General features: G+C 71.9%; 17 protein-coding genes. 8 read left to right on the top strand and 9 right to left on the bottom strand.

Annotated features, from left to right (window positions below; translation table 11 throughout):
- Positions 1-62: 62 nt before the first annotated feature.
- On the bottom strand, positions 63-260 hold the full coding sequence (locus ACFJGV_RS09505) for a type II toxin-antitoxin system VapB family antitoxin (protein WP_378143654.1): 198 nt from the start codon (positions 258-260) through the stop codon (positions 63-65).
- Positions 261-390: 130 nt separating this feature from the next.
- Here ACFJGV_RS09505 and ACFJGV_RS09500 point away from each other — a divergent pair, with 130 nt between their 5' ends.
- The gene (locus ACFJGV_RS09500; RefSeq protein ID WP_378143653.1) at positions 391-825 is read left to right on the top strand and encodes a pyridoxamine 5'-phosphate oxidase family protein; all 435 of its coding nucleotides are present in this window, start codon (positions 391-393) and stop codon (positions 823-825) included.
- Between the two features lie 23 nt (positions 826-848).
- Here the strand turns inward: ACFJGV_RS09500 and ACFJGV_RS09495 are convergent, their stop codons facing one another.
- The 3 genes from ACFJGV_RS09495 to ACFJGV_RS09485 all read right to left on the bottom strand — a co-directional run bounded on the left by ACFJGV_RS09495 (position 849) and on the right by ACFJGV_RS09485 (position 3,504).
- Positions 849-1,784, bottom strand: coding sequence for an alpha/beta fold hydrolase (locus ACFJGV_RS09495; RefSeq protein ID WP_378143652.1), 936 nt, complete (start codon positions 1,782-1,784; stop codon positions 849-851).
- Positions 1,781-2,518, bottom strand: coding sequence for a formylglycine-generating enzyme family protein (locus tag ACFJGV_RS09490; RefSeq protein ID WP_378148679.1), 738 nt, complete (start codon positions 2,516-2,518; stop codon positions 1,781-1,783). Before ACFJGV_RS09490 ends, ACFJGV_RS09495 begins: the two co-directional genes overlap by 4 nt.
- Positions 2,519-2,709: 191 nt before the next feature.
- Entirely contained in the window at positions 2,710-3,504 is a 795-nt protein-coding gene (locus ACFJGV_RS09485) for an SDR family NAD(P)-dependent oxidoreductase (protein ID WP_378143651.1), read from the bottom strand.
- A gap of 79 nt (positions 3,505-3,583) precedes the next feature.
- On the opposite strand from ACFJGV_RS09485, the gene ACFJGV_RS09480 reads away from it, so the two are divergent.
- From ACFJGV_RS09480 to ACFJGV_RS09470, 3 genes are all read left to right on the top strand, one after another.
- Positions 3,584-5,284, top strand: a complete 1,701-nt coding sequence (locus ACFJGV_RS09480) for an AMP-binding protein (protein ID WP_378143650.1) — start codon at positions 3,584-3,586, stop codon at positions 5,282-5,284.
- Positions 5,284-6,000: a 3-keto-5-aminohexanoate cleavage protein gene (locus ACFJGV_RS09475; protein WP_378143649.1), complete on the top strand. Its 717-nt coding sequence runs from the start codon at positions 5,284-5,286 to the stop codon at positions 5,998-6,000. Before ACFJGV_RS09480 ends, ACFJGV_RS09475 begins: the two co-directional genes overlap by 1 nt.
- A gap of 171 nt (positions 6,001-6,171) precedes the next feature.
- Positions 6,172-8,268 carry a S8 family serine peptidase gene (locus ACFJGV_RS09470; RefSeq protein WP_378143648.1) on the top strand — a complete coding sequence of 699 codons (2,097 nt, stop codon included), beginning with the start codon at positions 6,172-6,174 and terminating at the stop codon, positions 8,266-8,268.
- 22 nt (positions 8,269-8,290) lie between these two features.
- Here ACFJGV_RS09470 and ACFJGV_RS09465 read toward each other — a convergent pair whose 3' ends face one another.
- The gene (locus tag ACFJGV_RS09465) at positions 8,291-8,830 is read right to left on the bottom strand and encodes a putative immunity protein (RefSeq protein WP_378143647.1); all 540 of its coding nucleotides are present in this window, start codon (positions 8,828-8,830) and stop codon (positions 8,291-8,293) included.
- Between the two features lie 127 nt (positions 8,831-8,957).
- The gene (locus tag ACFJGV_RS09460; protein ID WP_378143646.1) at positions 8,958-9,533 is read right to left on the bottom strand and encodes a TetR/AcrR family transcriptional regulator; all 576 of its coding nucleotides are present in this window, start codon (positions 9,531-9,533) and stop codon (positions 8,958-8,960) included.
- A gap of 51 nt (positions 9,534-9,584) precedes the next feature.
- On the opposite strand from ACFJGV_RS09460, the gene ACFJGV_RS09455 reads away from it, so the two are divergent.
- Positions 9,585-12,101 (top strand): MMPL family transporter, encoded by a 2,517-nt coding sequence (locus ACFJGV_RS09455; protein ID WP_378143645.1) that lies wholly within the window; start codon positions 9,585-9,587, stop codon positions 12,099-12,101.
- An 87-nt stretch (positions 12,102-12,188) separates the two neighbouring features.
- Here ACFJGV_RS09455 and ACFJGV_RS09450 read toward each other — a convergent pair whose 3' ends face one another.
- From ACFJGV_RS09450 to ACFJGV_RS09440, 3 genes are read right to left on the bottom strand one after another with little or no spacing between them, the layout of a single operon-like run.
- Positions 12,189-13,031: a MetQ/NlpA family ABC transporter substrate-binding protein gene (locus ACFJGV_RS09450; RefSeq protein WP_378143644.1), complete on the bottom strand. Its 843-nt coding sequence runs from the start codon at positions 13,029-13,031 to the stop codon at positions 12,189-12,191.
- Positions 13,028-13,795, bottom strand: coding sequence for a methionine ABC transporter permease (locus ACFJGV_RS09445; RefSeq protein WP_378143643.1), 768 nt, complete (start codon positions 13,793-13,795; stop codon positions 13,028-13,030). The genes ACFJGV_RS09450 and ACFJGV_RS09445 overlap by 4 nt, the downstream gene beginning before the upstream one ends.
- Positions 13,792-14,787, bottom strand: a complete 996-nt coding sequence (locus tag ACFJGV_RS09440) for a methionine ABC transporter ATP-binding protein (protein ID WP_378143642.1) — start codon at positions 14,785-14,787, stop codon at positions 13,792-13,794. Before ACFJGV_RS09440 ends, ACFJGV_RS09445 begins: the two co-directional genes overlap by 4 nt.
- 175 nt (positions 14,788-14,962) lie before the next feature.
- On the opposite strand from ACFJGV_RS09440, the gene ACFJGV_RS09435 reads away from it, so the two are divergent.
- From ACFJGV_RS09435 to ACFJGV_RS09425, 3 genes are read left to right on the top strand one after another with little or no spacing between them, the layout of a single operon-like run.
- Positions 14,963-18,748: a TIM-barrel domain-containing protein gene (locus tag ACFJGV_RS09435; RefSeq protein ID WP_378143641.1), complete on the top strand. Its 3,786-nt coding sequence runs from the start codon at positions 14,963-14,965 to the stop codon at positions 18,746-18,748.
- A 57-nt stretch (positions 18,749-18,805) separates the two neighbouring features.
- The gene (locus ACFJGV_RS09430; RefSeq protein WP_378143640.1) at positions 18,806-19,030 is read left to right on the top strand and encodes a type II toxin-antitoxin system VapB family antitoxin; all 225 of its coding nucleotides are present in this window, start codon (positions 18,806-18,808) and stop codon (positions 19,028-19,030) included.
- Positions 19,027-19,428 carry a PIN domain-containing protein gene (locus tag ACFJGV_RS09425; protein WP_378143639.1) on the top strand — a complete coding sequence of 134 codons (402 nt, stop codon included), beginning with the start codon at positions 19,027-19,029 and terminating at the stop codon, positions 19,426-19,428. Before ACFJGV_RS09430 ends, ACFJGV_RS09425 begins: the two co-directional genes overlap by 4 nt.
- The last annotated feature ends 59 nt before the right edge of the window (positions 19,429-19,487 follow it).

The following is a 19,487-nucleotide window of genomic DNA, read 5'->3' as shown; positions in this document are numbered from 1 at the left end:
CAGTACGGCTACCCGCGCGTACGTCTCGAGAACCTCCGCCGCATTGGGGACGTGCAGTCGCGTCATCGATCGGCGAGGCGGCGGAGCGTGCCCTCGTGGATCTCCTGAATGCGATCGGCCAGCGTAGCGGGATCGAATCGGTCAGCCTCGATCAAGCGGTTCAGTGCGATGTCGACCACCTCGCGGACAGAGGACGCTCCCGTGATCGCCTTGGCGAGCTCGATCTTCTCTCGGTCGATGTCGACGCTGGTGATGGTCACGAGAACCGCCTTGTATAAGCCCTATACATGATGCGGCCCATCCTTTCCGCCGTGGGTGGGGCGGGATCGAGCGTCGGAGGTCGAGCGTAGGGTGCGGGTACCGAAGGCATAGAACGGAGAGGGAGGCGGCATGAGCGGCATCGACCTGGCATCGAGCGAGCACGAGAAGGCGAGGCGGATGCTCGCCGAGGAGCTGATCGCCTGGTTCACGACGGTGGGGCCCGACGGCACACCTCACGCGGTACCGGTGTGGTTCTTCTGGGACGACGGGCGCGCGTGGGTGTTCAGTCGGCCTGAGACCGTGAAGGTGAAGCACGTCGCGGCCGGGTCGCGCGTGGTGCTGCACCTCAACGCGGGTGGCGAGTTCGGCGACGACGTGGTCATCCTGACGGGCACGGCCGAGATCGATCCCCGCGGCGCCGCCGAGGTGCTGACCGGCTTCCGCGAGGCGTACGAGAGCAAGTACTCCGCTGCGATAGCGGACTACGGGATGCCGCTCGAGCAGATCGGCGAGTCGTTCAGCACGGCGATCGCCTTCACCCCGGAGAAGCTGCAGACCTGGTGACCTGCTTCCGCGCCGCACGCCGCTCAGGCAGGGCGCGAGAGGAAGCGGGCGGCGAGGGAGGCGCCCAGGCCCCCGTCGAGGACGACGCCGTGAGCCGCGCCGCGGAGGATCGCCAGACGAGCCCGCGGAATGGCGTGCACCATGAGGCGCGCGCTGTCGGGCGGGGTGAGGCGGTCGGTCGAGCCGTGCAGCACGAGCGTGGGCGCGCCGATGCGGCCGAGCTCGGCGAGGGCGTCGTGACGGCGGCTGGCGAGGTAGTGGGCCTGGCGCGACCGCGCATCCGTCGTCACCACCAGCAGCGACCGCGCCACGTCGACCGGCACGTCGTCGCCGAAGAAGAAGGGGCGGATGCGGGCGATCTCGCCCGAGCGGAGCGCCGCGCCCGCCTCCGGGTCGCGGGTGGTGGTGTGACGGTCGCCGGAGTTCGTGGCAGCGAGCACGAGACGTTCCAGCCGGGACGGATGGTCGATCGCGAACCACTGCGCCACCCGGCCGCCCATCGAGTGGCCGAGCAGGTCGACGCGGTCGAGGCCCGCCGCATCCAGTACGCGCACGAGGTCGGCGGCGAGGTCGCGGGTCGAGAAGATCCCGGTCGCGCTCGGGTCGCTCGCACCCGTGCCCCGGTGGTCGACGAGCACGAGGGGCCGGCCCTCGCCCAGCACGGGAGCGGCGAGGCGCCAGGATCGGTGGTCGACCGCCTGTCCGGGCACGAGCAGCAGGGGGCGCCCCGCGCCGCGGCCGAGGGTCCAGGCGGCGAGCCGGGTGCCGTCCGCGGCCGTCGCGCCCGCGATCGGGACGGCGTCGGGGAAGGCCGGCGACAGCGGCGGAGTGGTGCCGGTCCAGCGGGCCGCCCCGGTCGCGCCCGCGCCCGCCGTGCCGCCGCCCGCGCCCGCCGTGCCGCCGCCCGCGCCCGCCGTGCCGCCGCCGCCCGTGCCGCCGCCGCGCGCGTTGCCGCTCATCGCCGCCCGAGCGGCGTCCAGCCCACGGGCAGGGGCCCGTCGACGTCGGCGCGCTCCCGATCGACCTCCGCAGACCAGCCCTGCGCTGCATCCGCCGGCCCGTCGAACCCGCCGCGCGCGACGCGGAACCCGAGGTCCTCGAGGGTGGTGCGCGGTGCGCCGCCGCGGCGGGTGGAGGCACGGACACTCCACGCATCGTCGGCGAAGCCGCCGCCGCGGAACACCCGGTAGTCGCCGTAGCGGGCGGGGTCGAGGAGGTCCCAGCACCACTCCCACACGTTGCCGAGGGTGTCGAAGAGGCCGTAGACGTTCGGCATCCGACCGCCGATGTCCTGGGGAGCCGTGAGGCCGTCGGCCGCGGTCCACGCCACCTCCTGCAGGGGGCCGTAGTGCGCTCCGGTCGAGCCGGCCCGGCAGGCCAGCTCCCACTCGGCCTCGGTGGGCAGGCGGAACCCGTCCGCATCCACGTGCCAGGTCACCTCCTCGCCGTCGACGCCGTACGCCGGGTCCAGTCCCTCCCACTCGGAGGCGGCGTTGCAGAACCGCACGGCGCGCAGCCAGCTGACGCCCGTCGCCGGCCGGCGCGGATGCGCGGCCGACTCGCCGAGCATCTCGGCCAGCTGCTCCTCGGTGACCGGGTAGCGCGCGAGTTCGAACGGCTCGAGCTCGACGCTCCATCGGACCTTCCGGCGTGCGTCGTGGAGCCCCACGGTCCCCCCGGGGATCTCCGCCATCTCGATGTCCACCCCACCATCCTCCCAGCGCTACCGGGCGTGGGCCGCGGCCGCAGCGGGCACCCGCACCTCGGCTTTCGCGCCCTGTGTGGCGTCTCGCTGCGCCAATGGCCCCGCGAGACGCCAGGGAGGGCGCGAAACCCCGCGCCCCACCCGCCCGTCCGCACCCGCCCGTGGCGGCGGCGGCCGGGCTACGGGACGATCGAGTCCACGTAGCCCCCGTCTACACGCACCGCGGCGCCCGTGGTCGCCGAGGCGAGCGGCGAGGCGAGGTAGCAGACCAGGTTCGCGATCTCCTCCGGCTCGATGAGCCGCTGGAGCAGGGACTGCGGCCGGTGGCTGCGCATGAACTCGCGCTGCGCCTCGTCCCACGGCAGGGAGCGGTCGACGAGCTGGTAGACGAAGTCCTCGACGCCCGGCGTGTGCGTCGGGCCGGCGATCACGGAGTTGACGGTGACGCCCGAGCCTGCGGCCGCCTTCGCGAACCCGCGCGAGACCGCGAGGAGCGCTGTCTTCGAGGCCCCGTAGTGGATCATCTCCTCGGGGATCACGAGGGCGGAGTCGCTCGCGATCGAGAGCACCCGTCCCCACCCGCGGTCGATCATGCCCGGCAGGGTCATCCGGATGAGGCGGGCGGCGCTGAGCACGTTGGTCTCGAAGAAGCGCCGCCACTCGTCGTCGTCGATCTCGAGCGGCGGGACGGCCCCGAAGATCCCGAGGTTGTTGACGAGCACGTCGACGTCGCCGGCCGATTCCCGCAGCCGGTCGGCCCCCTCCTGCGTGGTGACGTCGGCGACCGCGTTCACCAGCTCGGCGTCGGGCAGCTCCGACCGCATCCGCTCGATCGCCGACCGCACCGAGTCGTCGCTGCGCCCGTTGATCGCCACGCGCGCTCCCGCCCCGGCGAGGCCCCTCGCGATGGCGTACCCGATCCCCCCGGTCGAGCCCGTCACCGCCGCCGTCTTGCCCGTCAGATCGATCTGCATCGCGCATCCTCTCGTCGACACCCCATTCCAGCACCCTGTCCACCGGGTCGCATCCGGGCGGATGCACCAGACTGGAAGGATGAACCCGACAGAGCAGTTCCGGGCCGCGCGCGACATCCTCCTCGCCCACCGCACCGACGCGGAGGCGGCGGAAGCCGAGTTCCGGTGGCCGGATGTGGGGCCGCACTTCAACTGGGCCGTCGACTGGTTCGACGCCATCGCGATCGGCAACGAGAGGCCCGCGCTGTGGATCGTCGAGGAGGACGGCTCCGAGACGGTGGTGAGCTTCGACCGGATGCGCTGGCGCTCCGACGAGGTCGCCGCCTGGCTGCACGCGCAGGGTGTGGAGCAGGGCGACCATGTGATGCTCATGCTCGGCAACCGCGTCGAGCTGTGGGAGTCGATGCTGGCGATCATGAAGCTCGGCGCCGTGATCCTCCCCACCACGGTGCTGCTCTCGCCCGCCGACCTCGCCGACCGGCTCGACCGCGGCGAGGTGACGCACGTCATCGCCGACGCCTCTGAGGCGGCGAAGTTCGAGGGGCTCCCCGAGGCCGAGGACGTGGTGCTCATCGCGGTGGGCGGCCCGGTCGATGGCTGGCTCGAGTACGACGACTCCATCGACGCTGAGGGCATCGCCCCGTCCGTCGTCGTCGACACCGACGACCCGTGCCTCGTCTACTTCACGTCGGGCACCACGTCGAAGCCGAAGATGGTGGTGCACACCCACGAGTCGTACCCTGTGGGCCATCTCAGCACGATGTACTGGCTCGGCGTGCAGCCGCGCGACGTGCACCTCGCGATCAGCTCGCCCGGGTGGGGGAAGCACGCCTGGAGCTGCTTCTTCGCGCCGTGGATCGCCGAGGCGACCGTGTTCGTCTACAACTACACGCGCTTCGACGCCGCCGCTCTGCTGCGCCGGCTCGACGAGGCGGGCGTGTCCAGCTTCTGCGCCCCGCCGACGGTGTGGCGGATGCTCATCCAGGCCGACCTGGGCACTTGCCCCCGGGCGCTTCGCGAGATCCTCTCGGCGGGTGAGCCGCTGAACCCCGGGGTGATCGCGAAGGTCGAGGAGTCGTGGGGTCTCACCATCCGCGACGGCTACGGCCAGACCGAGATGACCGCGGTGATCGCCAACCCGCCGGGCCGTCCGATCGTGCCGGGCGCGATGGGCCGGGCGCTGCCGGGTGTCGCCATCGAGATCGTCGACCCCGTCACGGGCGAGCCGGCGGACACCGGTGAGATCTGCCTCGCGCTCGATCCGGAGCCGGTGAACCTGATGTCGGGCTACCTCGGCGACGACGAGCGCACCACCCGCGCCCGCGCCGACGGCCGGTTCCACACCGGCGACGTCGCCACCCGCGACGGGGACGGCACGATCACGTTCGTGGGCCGCACGGACGACATCTTCAAGTCGTCCGACTACAAGGTGTCGCCGTTCGAGGTCGAGAGCGTGCTGCTGCAGCATCCGGCCGTCGCCGAGTCGGCCGTCGTGCCGGCTCCGGATGCGACGAGGCACAACGTCGTGAAGGCGTACGTGGCGCTCGCTGAGGGCTGGGTCGCGGATGCGGCCACCGCCGAGGCGATCTTCAGCCACTCCCGGGAGCAGCTCTCCGCGTACGAGCGGGTGCGCAGGATCGAGTTCTTCGTGCTGCCGAAGACCATCTCGGGCAAGATCCGTCGTGTCGAGCTGCGGGAGCGCGAAGAGGCGGCCTTCGAGCGCGGGGAGCGCCTCGCGGACGAGCACCGAGCGGACGAGCACCGCGCGGACGCCCGCTGATGGCGCACCTGCAGGTCGCGCTCAACGGCGACAGCACGCATCCGGCCATGCCCCGCACCGCCGACGAGATCGCACGCGACGCGGCGGGGTGCGTGGCGGCGGGCGCGACCCTGCTGCATCTCCACGCGTTCGACGACGATGGGCGCGAGTCGCTCGAGCCGACGCACGTGGGCCGGATGCTGCGCGCGGTGCGGGCGAGCTGCCCCGGCATCCCCCTCAACGTGACCACCTTCGCCGAGATCGAGCCCGATCCGCGGCGTCGGCTCGAGCTGGTGAGCGGCTGGACGGAGCTGCCCGACCTCATCTCGGCCAACCAGGGCGAGCAGGGGATCGACGACCTGTCGGCGCTGCTCGTCTCGCGCGGTGTGGCGATCGAGGCCTGCGTGCTCTCGGTCGCGGATGCGGAGCGGTTCGTCGCCCTCGGCGGCTGGGATCGGTTCGAGCGCCTGGTGATCGAGGCGATGGACCCGGATCCGGAGACGGCGCTCGGGCTGATCGGAGAGATGGAGGCGGTGGTGGCCGCCGCCGGCGTCGGCCTCGAGCAGCTGGAGCACGGCATCGGGCACGGGACGTGGGCCGTGGTCGAGCGGGCCGCGCGCCTCGGCAAGGGCGTCCGGATCGGCCTCGAGGACGTCGGGACGCTGCCCGACGGCTCCGTCGTCGGCTCGAACGCGGAGCTCGTCGTCGCGACCAGGCGACTCACCGGGACGGACTAGACCTCGGCCCCCTCCTGGACGGGGGTAGGCGGCCCGGGTCCCTTCTCGGATAGCGTGATCCCACGGCCGTGACGAGCGGCTCGGATCATGGGGGAACCGACCTAGATGAGATCACTCACCAGGGCCGTTGCGCAGTGCGCGGCAGTCACCATCGCCGCAGGGGCGATCCTGATGACCGCGGGCACGGCCTCCGCGGCGCCGGTCTCCGGGGTCGACCCGTCGGACAAGCTGTCCGGATGGCTCGCCGTCGCATCCGACCTCGACCTCTCGAGCGACCCGGCTGTCGCGAACGAGCAGATCGACGCCGCGACCGCGTCTCCTGGCGTGTTCGGCGCCGGCCCGACGGGGCTCCAGATCTCGGAGAACGGCATCGCCGTCACCGTCAACTACTCGACGACGCCGACCGACGCCGACGTCGCGGCGCTGGCTGCGCTGGGCACGGTCGACGACGTCGCCGCGAAGTACTTCGTGATCGCCGCGACCGTCCCCGCGTCTCAGCTCGACGCGGTCGCCGCGCTGCCGCACGTCGCGAGCGTGGCGCAGAGCCTCGCTCCGAGCACGTCGGGCTCGGCGCGTGAGGCCGTCGCCGCGCCCGTGGGCGCGGTGCCCGCGGCGGGGGATGACGACTGCCGCACCGTGCCGGCGAACCTCGCCGCCCCGCTCGACGTGCCGCTGGCGCAGGAGCTGTACGAGGTCGACGGCTCGGGCGTGAAGGTGGGCATCATCTCCGACTCGTTCGGCACCGCCGTCGATCCGCTGTCCACGCCCGCGGACGACGTCGCGGCGGGTCTGCTCCCCGGCGTCGGCAACCCGTGCGGGTACTCGCAGCCGGTCCAGGTCGTCCGCGAGTCGGCCGACCCCGGCTCGGATGAGGGCCGCGCGATGGCGCAGCTCGTCCACAGCATCGCCCCCGGCGCGACGCTCGCCTTCGCCTCGGGCGGCAACAACCAGGTGGCCTTCGCGAGCTCCGTCGATGCGCTCCTCGACGCGGGAGCCGACATCATCGTCGACGACCTCGGCTACGCCGACGAGCTCATGTTCCAGGACGGCACCATCTCGAACGCCGTGAGCGGGGCGGAGAGCCGGGGTGTCCCGTTCTTCACCGCGGCGGGCAACGACACCTCGATCGGCAGGGTCGGGCCGAGCACCGGCTCCGTCATCTCCTCCTGGGAGACCCCCGCGTACCGCCCGACCGACTGCCCCGCCGTCATCGACGCGGCGCTCGCCGAGACCGGTGAGACCGGCGACTGCCTCGACTTCAGCCCCACCGGGGCGGGCGATCCGACCGATCAGCTGCTCTACCCGAACCTCCGCGGAGGCGTCTCGAGCATCATGCTCCAGTGGGCCCAGCCGTTCGGCGCGGCCGACACGCAGCTCACTGGGGTCGTGCTCGACTCGAACGGCGCCATCGTCGGCGGAGCGCCGTTCGCCGGCGTCAACCCCGTCAGAGTCATCAACTTCACACCCACCGGAGGCGCGTACGACTTCGTGATCGTGCGGAGCACCACGGGCGGAGTGGCGGCATCGCTGCCGCGGGTGAAGTCGATCTTCCTCGGCAGCTACCTCGGCGGTGCCGAGTACTACCAGAGCGTCGGCGGCGACATCGTCGGCCCGTCGATCTACGGCCACGCCGGCACCCCCTCGGCCGTGAGCGTCGTGGCGGCGAACGCGGAGACGCCAGACACGCTCGAGCCCTTCAGCGGCACCGGCCCGGCGACGCTCTACTTCGAGCCCGTCCCGAGCACGGCCGCCCTCCCCGCGCCGATCGTCGGCGCGCCCGACGTGACCGGCGTCGACGGTGGGTGGACGAACTTCTTCGACCGCCGCCAGCCCGTCAGCGGCCGTCCGGGCGTCTACTCGTTCACCGGCACCTCGGCCTCCGCCCCGTCGGTCGCCGCCGTCGCCGCCCTCGGTCTGCAGCTCAGCCCGCAGGCCACGCCGCAGCAGGTGCGGTCGGCCCTCACGTCGACGGCCGACGAGGTGCCGAACATCTTCAACGGCGTCACCCCTGAGGATGCGACGGGTGCGGGTCGTGTCGATGCGGCGGCGTTCCTCGCCGCGCTGCCTCGTGTGCCGGTGCCGCCGGCCCCGGTGCCCCCGGCTCCTGTGCCGGTGCCCGCCGGCGGCGGCGGCAACGGCGTGCAGCTCGCCGCGACCGGCGCGGACGTGCCGGGCGCCGCCACGGGTCTCGGGCTCGGTGCCCTCGTCCTCATGGCCGGATCCGCTCTGCTCGTCGTGGGCCTGCGCCGCCGCGCCGCGCGCTCCTAGCGGCGCGGGTCGGCAGGGTCGCCTACCGCTGCTCGGCCAGACGCTCCTGCAGGGTGCGGATGGCGGAGCCCAGGACTCCCGCGGTGAGGAGTCCGGTGCCCAGCGGGCCCGACCGGTCCGTGCCGAGCGGCGGCAGCAGGCGGAGGGCCTCCCGAACCCGCTGATCGGCGGCGGCGAGCTGCCACCGGATCTCGTCGTCGACGGCGTGGGGATCACCCGGCGCGGCGAGGCCGACGGCCTTCGCCGCGTAGGCCGCGGCGCCGAGTGCGTGCGCGCCCATGTGCGCCACGCCCGAGGCCTGCGCCGCCGCGCGCGCCGCGGCCGCTCCCGCGGGCGACGTCGCGGACGCGGCCGCGCGTCCCGCGACCAACCGCACTCGGATCTGGCCCGCGGCATCCAGCTCGCCCCGCGCGTATCCGCGTGCCCGCTCGATCGCGTCCCGCGCGCGCCCGTCGTCGGGCGCCTCGGCCTCGAACAGGGGCAGCACGCGCGAGGCGCAGTCCGCCGCCCACGCCGCCACCACCCGCCGTCGGTCGTCGCTCAGCGTCTGCGGGGAGGGCACGCCCCACTCTCTCACGCCGCCCGGATGACGCGTGGTGCGTCAGCCGTTCGTCGAACGGCGACTTGTGGCCCCTTGCGGGCTCTGGAAGGGGCTAGAGCTCGCCGCTCGACGCACCCGCGGGGCGCGGCTACGCGGGGCGGAGGAGGTAGCGGACGAGGGCGCGGGCGCCCGCCGCGGTGGTGGTGGTGTCGTGGCCGAGTGAGGAGAAGATGATCGCGCCGAGGATGGCGTCGCCGAGCTGGTCGACGGGGGCGTCATCGGGGAGCTGCCCATCCCTCACGGCGACGGAGAGGCGCTCGGCGAGGAAGCGGTTGACGCCGAGGGTCGCGCCGAGATGCTCGCCGACGACCGGATCCTCGGCCGCCGCCGCGAGGAGCGAGCGCATGAGCGCCGTGCCGTTGGGCGCCTCGAGGACCGACAGCACGACGTCGAGCCAGCTCTCCACATCCGCCAGCACGTCGCCCGTCTCGGGCACCTCGAACTCGAGGGGGAACAGGCGCCCGTCGGTGAGGCACTCGGCGATGAGCGCACCCCGCGATCGCCACCAGCGGTAGATGGTCTGCTTGCCCACGCCGGCCTCGCGGGCGATGCCCTCGATCGTGAGGTTCTCGTAGCCCACGGAGTGGAACAGGCGGGCGGTCGCGTCGAGGATGGCGTCGCGTGCCGCAGCACTGCGGACGGGCCCGGCTCGGTGCTCGTTCATCCACTCAGGCTACCCGCAGGAACTAGACGAGACGTCGCGTATTGTGAAAGCATGGCCGCTCTCCTGTACCGACTCGGTTCCTTCGCCGCACGCCGGGCCTGGGCGGTGATCGTCTCCTGGGTCGTGATCCTCGGCCTCGCCGTCACCGCGTTCCTCACCCTCGGGGGCACGCTCAGCAACAGCTTCGACATCCCCGGCACCGCGTCGGGCGAGGTGACCGACAAGCTGGCCGAGACGCTGCCCGACACGGCCGGCGGCACAGGCACTGTGGTCTACAAGACCACAGACGGGTCGGCCTTCACGGATGCGCAGAAGCAGGAGATCTCGGCGCTCGCGGCGAGCGCGCAGGACCTCGACGACGTGGCGAAGGTCATCGACCCGTTCGCGGTGACGCAGCAGCAGGCGGATCAGGCTCAGCAGCTCGCCGACGGCCAGAAGCAGGTCGCCGACGGCCGTGCCCAGCTCGAGGCCGGGCAGACGCAGCTCGACGCGGGCAAGGCGCAGCTCGACGCCGGGCAGCAGCAGCTGACCGCCGCCCGCGCGCAGGCGGAGGCCGCCGGGGCGCCCGCCGCGCAGCTCGCCGCCCTCGACGCCCAGCAGAAGGAGCTCGACGCTCAGACGGCGACCCTCCAGCAGCAGCAGGCCGAGCTCGACGCCAATCGGGCGCAGCTCGACGCGGGCGAGAAGAAGGCCCAGCTCGGGCAGCAGCTGCTCGACTTCGCCGACGGCATCGGCGTCGTCTCCGCCGACGGCTCGACCGCGATCGTCAACGTCTCGTACACCGTGCCGCGCCTCGACCTCCCGGAGGAGGTCAAGCAGGCCACCATCGCGCACTTCCAGGACTCGCCGGTCGACGGCACCACCGTCGACTTCGGCACCGACATCGCGCAGGGCGTCCCCGAGATCTTCGGTGTGGGTGAGGGGGTGGGCCTGCTGTTCGCCGCGATCGTCCTCATCGTGATGCTGGGGTCGCTGATCGCGGCCGCGCTGCCCATCGTCACCGCGCTGCTGGGTGTGGGTGTGGGGGTGACGGCGTCGCTGGCCTTCTCGGGCGTCGTCGACATGGCGTCGGTCACGCCCGTGCTCGGCGTGATGCTGGGCCTCGCGGTGGGCATCGACTACTCCCTCTTCATCGTGAACAGGCACCGGAAGCAGGTGCTCGCCGGAGTGCCCGTGAAGGAGTCGATCGGTCTCGCCACCGGCACATCCGGCACGGCCGTCGTCTTCGCCGGATCGACGGTCATTGTCGCCCTGCTCGCGCTCAACGTCACCGGCGTCCCGTTCCTCGGGCTCATGGGCACCGTCGGCGCCGCGTGCGTCGCGATCGCCGTGCTCGTCGCGGTCACCCTGGCGCCGGCCATCCTCGGCCTCGTCGGCACCCGCCTTCTGACCAAGCGCAAGCGTGCCACGATCGGGCATCACCACCACGCGAAGAGCACGGTGAAGCCGATGTCGACGGTCCGCGCCGTGCTGACGGTGCTCGCCACCGTCGCCGCATTGCTCGTGGTCGCGATCCCGGCGCTCTCGATGCGGCTCGGACTCCCCGACGGATCGAGCGAGCCCGCCGAGTCGACCAGCTACCGCTCCTACGAGACGGTCCAGCAGGAGTTCGGCGAGGGCGCGAACGGGCCTCTGCTGGTGGTCGCGACCGTGCCAGGTGGCGTGAGCGACGACGAGCTCCTCCAGACCCAGGTCGACATCGCGCAGGCGATCTCCGACCAGCCCTCGGTGGATGCGCTCGCCCCCATCGCCTCCTCCGACGACAACTCGGTGATCGCCTTCCAGGTGAAGCCGACCGAGGGGCCGAACAGCGTCTCGACCGAGCGCCTCGTGCAGGACCTCCGCTCGATGGCCCCGATCGACGGCGACATCACGCTCGGCGTGGCGGGCCAGGCAGCGATCAACATCGACATCTCCGAGGCGCTGGCCGACGTACTGCCGCTCTACCTCGTCGTCGTCGTGGGGCTGTCGCTGCTCATCATGATCGTGGTCTTCCGGTCGTTGCTCGTGCCGCTCATCGCGACGGGCGGGTTCGTGCTGTCGCTGTTCGCCACCTACGGACTGATCGTCGCGGTGTTCCAGTTCGGATGGGGCGCGTCGCTGATCGGGCTCCACAGCTTCGGGCCGATCCTGAGCTTCCTGCCTGTGATCCTGATCGGCATCCTGTTCGGGTTGGCGATGGACTACCAGCTGTTCCTCGCGTCCGGGATGAGGGAGGCGTACGTCCACGGGTCTCCTGCCCGTCTTGCGGTGGCGCAGGGTTTCCGCGCGGGGCGGTCGGTCGTGATCGCGGCCGCGCTCATCATGGTGAGCGTGTTCGGCGGGTTCATCTTCTCGGAGTCGACCCTCATCCGCTCGATCGGATTCGGCCTCGCGTTCGGTGTGCTGCTCGACGCCTTCGTGGTGCGGATGCTGCTCATGCCCGCGCTCATGCACCTGCTCGGAGGAGCGGCGTGGTGGCTGCCGCGCTGGCTCGACCGCATCATCCCGAACGTCGACATGGAGGGCGCCGCGCTCGAGCGCGACCACCCGGGCATCCAGACCGGCGGCGTGAACCTCACGAGCTGAGCGCCGAAGACCGCCGATCAGCGAGAAGGCGCCCCCTCCCGTGCGGGGAGAGGGCGCCTTCTCGCGTCTCGACGCGGATGCGTCGCGTCACGCGACCGGGACGATGAGGCCCTTCCAGGTCTGCGTGATGTAGTCCTTCGTGCGCTGGTCGGTCAGCAGCTCGTACAGCTTCTGGATGCGCGGGTCGCTCTCGAGCGCCGGGGTCGTCGCGAGCACGTTGTAGTAGCTCGAGTCGGTGTTCTCGATGACGATGGCCTGGTCCTCGGTGAGGCCCGCGGGCAGGGCGAAGGTCGCCGTGACGAAGGCCGCGTCCTGGTCGGGCACGGCGAGGGCGAGGCTCGCGTTCTCGATCTCCGTGAACTGGAAGTCCTTGGGGTTGTCGGTGATGCCGTCGAGGTTGGTGACGTCGTCGGAGACCTCGATCAGTCCCTCCGAGGCGAGGAGCTTCAGCGCACGGCCCTCGTTCGTCGGATCGTTGGGGATCGCGATCTTCGCTCCGTTCGGGAGATTGTCGGCGCTGTCGTACTTGTCGGAGTAGAAGCCGGCGGCGGGGAGGTAGACCTCGCCGACGCTCACCAGGTCTCCTCCGGACTGCGTGTTGTAGGTCTTCAGGAACGTCGAGTTCTGGAAGAGGTTCGCGTCGGTGCTGCCGTCGGAGAGCGCCGGGTTCGGGGTGTTGTAGTCGGTGAACTCGGTCCACTCGATGGTGAGGCCGGCCTCCTCGGCCAGGTTGTCCTGGACCCACTTCAGGATGTCGCCGGCGGGGGTGGCGAGCGCCCCCACCTTGATGGTGCCGAGGTCGCCGTCGGCCGAGCCGTCGCTCGAGCCGGAGCCCGACGACGAACCCCCCGAGCAGGCGGCGAGGGTGATCGCGAGGGCGCCGGTCACCAGGGCGGCGCCGGTGCGGAGAAGGGTCGATCGGACGGTCATGTGGCTACTCCTTGTGCGGGGTTGATGGTGAGCTCCGCATCCTTCGGCAGTGCTGCTGTGGTGCTCCGATGCGACACGGCGGTGGCGATCCTGGTCAGCGCGAACTGCACGATCTGCACGATCGCGAACAGGATCAGGACGACGAAGACGATGTGGACCCAGCTGTAGCGCTGGAATCCATAGGTGATCGCGACGTTCCCGAGACCGCCGCCGCCCACCACGCCGACCATGGCGGAGAAGTTGATGATCGAGGTGATCGTCGTCGACACCCCGAGGAGGATCGAGGGGAGCGCCTCCGAGAGGAGCACGCGGCGCACCAGCTGCCACTTCGTCGCGCCCAGCGAGTCCGCGGTCTCGTAGAGCCCGGTCGGCACGTCGTTGACGGCGATCTCGACCATCCTGGCGAAGAAGGGGATGGCGATGATCGTCAGCGGCACGATCGCGGCGGTGGTGCCCACGAAGGTGCCGATGATGAGCCGGGTGAGCGGGATGAGCGCGATCATCAGGATGATGAACGGCACCGACCGGCCGACGTTGACGATGAACCCGAGGACGCGGTTCACGGTGCGCGCGACCCAGACCGGGCCGAGGCTGCGCTCGAGGAACGCGCCCTTCTCGGTGCCGACGAGCAGGATGCCGAGGGGCAGCCCGATCAGGACCGTGAGGAGCGTCGCCACGCCGGTCATGTAGAGGGTCTCGAGCGTGCCCTTGAGGAGGACCTCGAGGAGGTCGCTCCAGAACGTCGGTGAACCGTAGTCGATCACGACCGGCCTCCCTTGAGGACGTCGACGAGCAGGCCCTGTCCGCGCAGGTCGGCGATGACGGCGTCGGCCGCCGTGCCCGCCACCGGCAGCGCCAGTCGCGTTCGGCCGGCCTGGGTGCCGCCGATCCGGTCGACGACCGCGCCGAGGATGCTGACGTCGAGCTGGTGGTCGCGGGCGAGTCGGGCGATCACGGGCCGGTCGGCGGTGCCGCCCGAGAACGTGATGTCGATGACCGTCGGCCCGTCGTCGGGCTGCGGCGCCGCCAGGGGGAAGAGCTGGCCCGCGAGGCGGGACCCCGGGGTGCTGATGAGCTCGGTGACCTCGCCGTGCTCGACGATCCGGCCGTCCTCCAGGAGTGCGGCCGAGGTGCAGATGCGCTTGACCACCTCCATCTCGTGCGTGATGAGCAGCACGGTGAGCCCGAGCTCGCGGTTGATCGTCTGGATGAGGTCGAGGATCGAGTCGGTCGTCTCCGGGTCGAGCGCGCTGGTCGCCTCGTCACTCAGCAGAACGGTGGGCTCGGCGGCGAGCGCGCGGGCGATGCCCACCCGCTGCTTCTGGCCGCCGGAGAGCTGCGCGGGATAGGACCCGCCGCGGCCTTCGAGACCGACCAGTTCGAGGATCTCGGCCGCACGAGCGCGCCGGCGGGCACGTGGCGTGCGGGCCGCCTCGAGGGCGAACTCGATGTTCTGCTGCACCGACCGGTTGGAGAGCAGGTTGAAGTGCTGGAAGACCATGCCGACGGAGCGGCGAGCCCGCCGCAGTCCGGCCTGATCGAGCGTGGTCATCTCCACCCCGTCGACCTCCACCGACCCGGAGTCCGGACGCTCGAGGAGGTTGACCGTCCGGAGGAGCGTGCTCTTGCCGGCACCGCTCCGGCCGACGACACCGAAGATCTCTCCTCTCGTCACCTCGAGGGAGACGTCGTCGAGGGCGCGGACGACGCCCTGGCCACGGCCGTAGGTCTTGCGGAGGTTCCGCAGCGAGATCATCCCTCGATCAGAGCATCGCCCCGGCGTGGACGGCGAATGCGGTTACGCACTGTGACGGGGAGAGTGGACATGCCGGCGGTCGCCGTCGCGGACACCCACCTCTGTCTCACGTTGACACACAGGCCCGGATGCTGTTGAGTGACCTCACCGCATGTCACCACTTCGAGGGAGAAGTATGCAGTCCTCACCCCGCCGCCGTCATCGGATGCGCCTCGGCGCCTCCGCCGTCGCCCTCCTCGGCCTGGCCGCGGGTGCGCTCGCCGCGGGAGCGGGCGGTGCCGCCGTGGCGGCGCCCGCCGCCGCTCCCGGCGAGGTCGCGGCCTCGCAGACGGTGGTGTCGGGCGATGCGCGGTTCCAGGTGCTGTCGCCCACCCTCATCCGCACCGAGTACGCGGGCGACGGGCGGTTCGACGACGCGGGCACGTTCAACGTCATCGGTCGCGGCGGCTTCGCGCCCGCCCAGTTCACCACCTCGTCGGCGGACGGCTGGCTGACGATCGACACCGGCAGTGCCGTGGTGCGCTACCGCGAGGGCTCGGGCGACTTCGGCCCCGACAACCTCACCCTCTCGCTCACCACCTCGACCGGGCAGGACGTGACGGCGGCGCCCTGGCCCGACGACAGCGCCCCCTCGTGCGAGATCGGAGTGCTCTGCGAGGCGGAGTCGCTGACGCTCCAGGGGCTCGGGGTCGCGAAGAACCACACCGGCTACACCGGCGGCGGCTTCGTGGCGGGCTTCGAGGCCGTGGGCAACGCGCTCTCGTTCGACACCGACGTCGAGACGGACGGCGCCTACGACCTCACGCTGCGCTACGCGAACAACCGTCCCGGCGACGGCTCGCTCGCCACGCGCACCCTCACCGTGACGGTCGACGGCGGCGCGGCGCAGACCCTGCAGCTGACCCCCACCGACAGCTGGGACACCTGGGCGCTCGCCACCGCGCCGCTCGACCTCACCGCCGGAGCGCACACCGTCCGCGTCGAGCGCACGGCCGGAGACTCGGGCAACGTCAACGTCGACAGCCTCGCCCTGGTGACCCGCGGAACCGACTACCCGGGTCCGGTCACCACGCCTGCCGCGGCGGACTGCGCCTTCGGCAGCGTCTGCGAGGCCGAGTCCTCGACGCTCGCGGGCGGCGCCGTCCCGGCGACCGACCACAACGGCTTCTCGGGCGACTCCTTCGTGGCCGGCCTCGGCCAGGGCGCGACGCAGACCGTGCACGTGACCGACGTCCCCGCCGCCGGCACCTACGCCCTGCAGATCCGCTACGCGAACGGTCAGCCCACGTCGCGTCCCGTCTCCGTCCAGGTCGGCTCGGCCGCGCCGACCACCGTCGACCTCCCCGCCACCAGCGGATGGGACTACTGGCAGACCGTCTCGGCCCCGGTCGACCTCGCCGCCGGCGCGAACGACGTCGTCCTCGGGTGCCCGGATGCGGACAGCTGCCAACTGAACGTCGACACCGTCGCGCTCACCGCATCCGACTCGCCGATCCTCGCGGCCCACGCCGCCCTCGGCGGGTACCGCCGCGACCTCGACACCGCGAACGGCTCCGTCAAGACGAACCCCGGCCTGCTCTACCAGGACGGCTGGTCGCTCGTCGACGACACCGCCTCCGCCCTCTATGACCCGGCGACCGAGGAGATCACGCCCCGCGACCACGGCGGGGCGGACTACTCCGACGGCTACCTCTTCGCCTACGGCACCGACTACGAGCACGCGCTCGGCGAGCTCGCGCAGCTGACCGGACCGTCGATGCTGCTGCCGCAGTGGGCGTACGGCGTCTGGTACTCCGAGTACTACGACCGCACGCAGGAGGAGTTCCTGGCCATCGCCGACCGCTTCGCGTCGGAGGGTGTGCCCGTCGACCTCATGGCCGTCGACACCGACTACAAGTCGCCCGACAAGTGGAACGGGTGGGAGATCGACACCACCCGCTTCCCCGACATGGCGGCCTTCCTCGCCGAGCTCGAGTCGCGCGGCATCCACAACACCCTCAACATCCACCCCACCATCGGCGCGAACGACCCCAAGTTCCCCGCGGCGCAGGCCACGGCGAACGGAGCGCTCACGCAGAGCGGCGACAAGTACCTCTTCGACTGGTCCGACCCCGCCCAGCTGCAGGCGTACTTCGACCTGCACACCGACATCCAGGACCAGGGCGTCGACCTGTGGTGGCTCGACTGGTGCTGCAGCGAAGGATCGCAGTACTCGCAGCCCGGCGTGACCCCGGATGCGCTCATCAACCAGCAGTACGCGAACCAGACCTCCGCCGCTCTCGACGGGCGCGGGTTCGCGTTCTCGCGGGCGTACGGGTCGCTCACCGCGGGTGGCTACGGCAACCCCCAGCCCGTTCCGACCGGGCCGTGGGCCGACAAGCGCACCACGCTGCACTTCACGGGCGACACCGTCTCGACGTGGCAGATGCTCGCGGCGCAGGTCGGGTACACACCCGGGGAGTCGGCGGCGACGGGTCTGTCCGCCATCAGCCACGACATCGGCGGACACACCGGCGGCGACACCCATCCGGGCGCCGAGCCCGACAGCACCCAGCTCGCCGACGACCTCTACGCGCGGTGGGTGCAGTACGGCACCTTCCAGCCGATCGACCGGCTGCACAGCAACCACAGCGACCGGCTGCCCTGGCAGTACGGCGAGGCGGCGGATGCGTCCGCGTCGCAGTTCCTGAACCTGCGCGAGAACCTCGTGCCGCTGTCGTACACGCTGGCCGCCGAGGCGCAGTCGACGGGTGTGCCCGTGACCCGTCCGCTGTACCTGCAGTACCCCGACCAGCAGGAGGCGTACGGCCAGGCCGGGCGCGAGTACCTGTACGGATCCGACGTGCTCGTCGCCCCCGTCACCACACCCGGCGAGACCGCGGACACCTCCGTCTGGTTCCCGGCGGGCGACGACTGGGTCGACTGGTTCACCGGAGAGGTGCACGCCGGCGGCACCACCGCCACCGTCACCACCGGGCTCGACCGGATGCCCGTGTTCGTCCGCGCAGGCGGCATCGTGCCCTCCCGCAGCGCCGACGTCCCGAACGCCTCCGCTCCGCTCACCGACGTGACCCTCTCGATCGCCGCAGGCGCGGACGGCTCCTTCGACCTCTACGAGGACGACGGCGGCGCGGCCGACGTCGTGCAGTCGGCGACCACCGCCGTCACGTACGCGCAGCAGGGAGCGGGCGGCACGCTCGCGATCGCCCCCGCGGCGGGATCGTTCGCGGGGCAGGTGACCGACCGCACGTGGACGGCGGAGTTCTCGAACGTCGACGAGCCCGTCACGGTGCTGGTGGACGGGGTCGCGGTGCCGTCGGGCGCTGCGGGTGCGGGTGCGGCTGCGGGTGCTGCTGCGGCCGCCGCTGCTTCCGGATGGACGTACGACGCGGCGACCCGCACTCTCACGGTGCCGGTGTCGACGCGCTCGGTGTCGACCGGCGCGACGGTGACGTTCTCGCCCAACGCGCTGCCGACCCCCGCGCTCGCCGTCGGCTCGCCGACGGTCGCGGCGGGCTCCACTCAGACCGTCACCGGCTCGGGCTTCCCTGCCGACACCGATATCGCTCTCACGACCACCCCCGACCTGGGCGCCGTGACGGCGCACACGGATGCGGCCGGCGCGTTCACCGAGGACCTCCCGGTCGCCGCCTCTGCGGCCGCCGGTGACTACACGGTCGTCGCGTCCATGGGCGGTGCCGAGCTCGCCCGAGCGACCTTCGGGGTCACCGCCGCGGGCGGCCCCGGCACGGGGCCGGGTACGCCCGGCGGCACGGATCCCGGTTCGGGCGGCGGCTCGGGTTCGAGCGGCGGCAGCGGTACGGGCGGCTCGAACGGGGGCGACCTCGCCTCCACGGGCTTCGCGCTCCCCGGCGCCCTGCTCGCCGCCTCCGCCCTCATCGCCGGGGGCGCCGCCCTCACCTGGCGCCTCCGCCGTCGTCGTGTCCTTCAGAGCGACTGAGCCTTGATCCGCCTCCTCCCGCCTATATGAAGTTCTATGTAGGCGGGAGGAGGCGAGGTGGCAGTGACATCCATCGACATCGATCCCGTCGAGCTGAGCACCGCGCGGCGGCTGCTCGGCGCATCCAGCAACCGCGAGACGGTCGACATCGCGTTGAAGACGCTGATCGCCGTACGCCGTCAGACCGCCGCGGTGGAGACGATCATCGGGCGTCGCTTCGACGACGACCAGATCGACGCGCCGACGATCGAGCCGCCCGCGGCCGACCGCCGGGCGGGATGAGCGTCTACCTCGTCGACAACAGCGTCTGGCGGAAGGCGGGCCGGAGCCCTCGGATCGCAGGCCGGTTGCGCGAGCTGTCGCCCCAGCACCTCATCATCACCTGTCCGCCCCAGGTGCTCGAGTACTGCCGCTCGGCGCGGACTCCGGACGAGCACGACCTTCTCCGCGCCGACATGGGGGCTCTCCTCCCCGCCTCGGTGCACCCGACCGTCGAGCTGGCGCTCAGCATCCAGCGGGCGTCGTGGACGACCGGACGGGTCAGGGCCGCCGCCGCGTTCGATTGCCTCATCGCCGCCTACGCCGTCGCGAACGACGCGATCGTGCTGCACAGCGACCGCGACTTCATCCACATCGCCGACGCGATGGAGGGGGCCTTTCGTCAGGAGTACGTCGCGTAACGGGGCCCTCGGCCCCGGCGTCGGGCTAGTGGGTCCACCGTGCCCGAGCGGCGGGCGCC

Origin of the sequence: Cnuibacter sp. UC19_7 (assembly GCF_042699995.1) — a bacterium.
GTDB lineage: Bacteria > Actinomycetota > Actinomycetes > Actinomycetales > Microbacteriaceae > Cnuibacter.
This window is presented reverse-complemented; position numbering and strand designations above follow the sequence as displayed.

What these genes read in the sequence shown, in the direction of transcription:
- ACFJGV_RS09500 (WP_378143653.1), top strand. Translation starts at nt 391, where the DNA reads ATGAGCGGCATCGACCTGGCATCGAGCGAGCACGAGAAGGCGAGGCGG.
- ACFJGV_RS09495 (WP_378143652.1), bottom strand. Translation starts at nt 1,784, where the DNA reads ATGAGCGGCAACGCGCGCGGCGGCGGCACGGGCGGCGGCGGCACGGCG.
- ACFJGV_RS09490 (WP_378148679.1), bottom strand. Translation starts at nt 2,518, where the DNA reads ATGGCGGAGATCCCCGGGGGGACCGTGGGGCTCCACGACGCACGCCGG.
- ACFJGV_RS09485 (WP_378143651.1), bottom strand. Translation starts at nt 3,504, where the DNA reads ATGCAGATCGATCTGACGGGCAAGACGGCGGCGGTGACGGGCTCGACC.
- ACFJGV_RS09480 (WP_378143650.1), top strand. Translation starts at nt 3,584, where the DNA reads ATGAACCCGACAGAGCAGTTCCGGGCCGCGCGCGACATCCTCCTCGCC.
- ACFJGV_RS09475 (WP_378143649.1), top strand. Translation starts at nt 5,284, where the DNA reads ATGGCGCACCTGCAGGTCGCGCTCAACGGCGACAGCACGCATCCGGCC.
- ACFJGV_RS09470 (WP_378143648.1), top strand. Translation starts at nt 6,172, where the DNA reads ATGACCGCGGGCACGGCCTCCGCGGCGCCGGTCTCCGGGGTCGACCCG.
- ACFJGV_RS09460 (WP_378143646.1), bottom strand. Translation starts at nt 9,533, where the DNA reads ATGAACGAGCACCGAGCCGGGCCCGTCCGCAGTGCTGCGGCACGCGAC.
- ACFJGV_RS09455 (WP_378143645.1), top strand. Translation starts at nt 9,585, where the DNA reads ATGGCCGCTCTCCTGTACCGACTCGGTTCCTTCGCCGCACGCCGGGCC.
- ACFJGV_RS09450 (WP_378143644.1), bottom strand. Translation starts at nt 13,031, where the DNA reads ATGACCGTCCGATCGACCCTTCTCCGCACCGGCGCCGCCCTGGTGACC.
- ACFJGV_RS09440 (WP_378143642.1), bottom strand. Translation starts at nt 14,787, where the DNA reads ATGATCTCGCTGCGGAACCTCCGCAAGACCTACGGCCGTGGCCAGGGC.
- ACFJGV_RS09435 (WP_378143641.1), top strand. Translation starts at nt 14,963, where the DNA reads ATGCAGTCCTCACCCCGCCGCCGTCATCGGATGCGCCTCGGCGCCTCC.
- ACFJGV_RS09425 (WP_378143639.1), top strand. Translation starts at nt 19,027, where the DNA reads ATGAGCGTCTACCTCGTCGACAACAGCGTCTGGCGGAAGGCGGGCCGG.